Origin of the sequence: Micrococcus sp. HSID17227 (genome assembly GCF_003989405.1) — a bacterium.
GTDB lineage: Bacteria > Actinomycetota > Actinomycetes > Actinomycetales > Micrococcaceae > Micrococcus > Micrococcus luteus.
On record NZ_RBLN01000361.1, the window covers coordinates 1 to 1,662 of the forward strand.

Here is a 1,662-nt window from a genome sequence, read left to right on the forward strand (position 1 = left end):
TCGCGGGGGCCGACGGCGCCCCGCTCGGCGCCGTGGACGTCGCCGTGGACGCCGACGATGGCACGCTGCTCGGCGCCGCCGTGTGGACCTCCCCCGCCGCCCCCCGCGGGGTCGACGTGCCGGGCCTGCTGGCGGGGCTGCCCACCGCGGTCGCCGTCCACGGCCGCCACACCCTCGCCCTGAAGCGGATCCAGGCCGCCTGCGAGCGTGCCCGCCCGGCAGGCCGGCACTGGTACCTTGAGGAGGTCGGCACCGTCCCGTCCGCCCGCGGGCGCGGGGCGGCGAGTGCGCTGGTGCGCCACGGCCAGCGCCGCGCGTCGGGTCTGCCCGTGCACCTCGAGGCGTCCGTGCCCGCCACCGTCCCGTTCTATGAGCGGCTCGGCTTCCGTGCGACCGGCCACGTGCCCGTGCCCGGGGGCGAGCCCCTGACCTGCCTGCGCTGGGAGGCCTGAGATGAGACACCCGATCCCCGACTACCTGGCGAGCCTGATCACCGAGCTCGGCGCCGTGAACCCGGGAGAGACGGCCCAGTACATCCCCGTGCTCGCGGAGGCGGACCCGGACCGCCTCGGCATCGCGCTGGCCACCCCCACCGGGCGGCTGCACTCCGCGGGGGACGCGGACGTGGAGTTCACCATCCAGTCCGCGTCCAAGCCGTTCACGTACGCGGCCGCGCTCGTGGACCGGGGCTTCGCCGCCGTGGACCGACAGGTGGGGCTGAACCCCTCGGGCGAGGCCTTCAACGAGCTCTCCCTCGAGGCGGAGTCGCACCGCCCGGACAACGCCATGATCAACGCGGGCGCGCTCGCGGTGCACCAGCTGCTGGTGGGGCCGGAGGCGAGCCGGAAGGAGCGGCTGGACCGGGCCGTGGAGATCATGTCCCTGCTCGCCGGGCGTCGGCTCGCGGTGGACCGGGAGACGTACGAGTCCGAGATGGCGGTCTCGGACCGCAACCTCTCCCTGGGGCACATGCTCCGCAGCTACGGGGTGCTGCAGGACTCGGCCGAGGAGATCGTGGCCGGGTACGTGGCGCAGTGCGCCGTGCTCGTCACCGCCAAGGACCTCGCCGTGATGGGCGCGTGTCTGGCCACCGGGGGCATCCATCCGATGACGGGTGAGCGCGTGCTGCCGTCCATCGTGGCGCGGCGCGTGGTGTCCGTGATGACCTCCTCCGGCATGTACGACGCCGCCGGGCAGTGGCTCGCCGACGTCGGGATCCCGGCCAAGTCCGGGGTGGCCGGCGGTGTGCTCGGCGCGCTGCCGGGCCGCGTGGGGATCGGCGTGTTCTCGCCGCGCCTGGACGAGGTGGGCAACTCGGCGCGCGGCGTGCTGGCGTGCCGCCGCCTCTCCGAGGACTTCCGGCTGCACCTCATGGACGGCGACAGCCTGGGCGGAACCGCCGTGCGCTTCGTGGAACGCGAGGGTGACCGCGTGTTCCTGCACCTGCAGGGCGTGATCCGGTTCGGCGGCGCCGAGGCGGTGCTGGACGCGCTCACGGACCTGCGCACCGGTGCGGAGAAGCCCGGCACCGGCTGGGCCGCCGTCACCGCAGCCCGCAAGATCGCCCTCATGTCCGCCGTCGGAAAGGGCCACCCGCTCAAGCACCGCCTCCTGGACGCGGCATCCGGCCTGGTCCAGCCGAAGTACCCCATGGGCGCGATG

2 protein-coding genes are annotated in these 1,662 nt (G+C 74.6%); both read left to right on the forward strand.

Translation table 11 applies throughout. The features are described from left to right. Nucleotides 1-452, forward strand: a 452-nt coding sequence (locus D8M29_RS11810) for a GNAT family N-acetyltransferase (protein WP_127446006.1), incomplete at its 5' end; no start/stop codon positions are given. 1 nt (nucleotide 453) lies between these two features. Further along, on the forward strand, nucleotides 454-1,662 hold a 1,209-nt coding region (glsA, locus tag D8M29_RS11815; RefSeq protein WP_238693409.1), incomplete at its 3' end, for a glutaminase A.